A 988-nucleotide genomic window follows, 5' to 3' on the forward strand; every position below is an offset into this window, starting at 1 on the left:
GACCGGAACCGCCGCGTCATGTCCTCCGGACCGGCAGGGCCGACGGGACCGGCAGGTCCGGCGGGGCCGATGCGTCGTGGTCCGCTCCCGCGGCGCGGCGCCTACACGCCGAGGCGCCCCGCCTGCCCGGCGGCGCCGGCGGTCGGTCCGTGCCGCGCCCGCCGAGTCGCCCCCACCCGTCCGGAGGACATGACGCGGCGGTTCCGGTCGCCGCGCCATGCCCGACGCGGTCGGGTACCCCTGTGGACGCGGGTCACGCAGGAAGCCTCCCGCGGCGCGGAATGCCCGGCACCCTCACGGGTATTGACCAGCCCATGACGGATGACACCAGCCAGGAAGCCCTCCAGGACACCCTGCTCCAGCTCCTCTCCGAGTACGACGGCGGCGTGCTGACGACCCTCAAGCGCGACGGCCGCCCGCAGCTGTCGAACGTCAACCACGCCTACTACCCGGCCGAACGGATCGTGCGCGTGTCGCTCACCGACGGCCGCGCCAAGACGCGCAACCTGCGCCGGGACCCGCGGGCCTCGTACCACGTGACCAGCGCGGACCGCTGGGCCTACATCGTCGTCGAGGGCGTCGCCGACCTGTCGCCGGTGGCCCGCGACCCCGGTGACGAGACCGTGGAGGAGCTGATCCGGCTCTACCGGGACGTCCAGGGCGAGCACCCCGACTGGGACGACTACCGGGCCGCCATGGTCCGCGACGGCCGGCTCGTGCTGCGGCTGCGGGTGGAGCGCGCGTACGGCATCCCCCTCGCCCGCTGAGCCGTCCCGCCGACGCCGTCCCCGCACCGCCTCTTCGGCAACCGTTGTTTTTGGTCTGTACCTGATGAGGGACAGCCGCTAGGCTCTGCCCCGCATTCATTGAGAGCGCTCTCACCGTTCAGCTGTTCCGCCCCCACCTTGCTGGAACAACGAAGGGCTACCGCCTTGAGACGCACCACGCACCTGAGCACCGGCCTGGCCTCCCTCCTGCTGATCGGCGC

The 988-nt window shown here is 72.8% G+C and carries 1 protein-coding gene; it reads left to right on the forward strand.

What is annotated here, in order from left to right; genetic code table 11:
- Positions 1-314 precede the first annotated feature (314 nt).
- Complete coding sequence (locus tag FGF04_RS39485) at positions 315-767, forward strand: PPOX class F420-dependent oxidoreductase (RefSeq protein ID WP_149516203.1); 453 nt, start codon at positions 315-317, stop codon at positions 765-767.
- Positions 768-988 lie beyond the last annotated feature (221 nt).

This window comes from Streptomyces apricus (assembly GCF_008369065.1).
Lineage (GTDB): Bacteria > Actinomycetota > Actinomycetes > Streptomycetales > Streptomycetaceae > Streptomyces > Streptomyces apricus.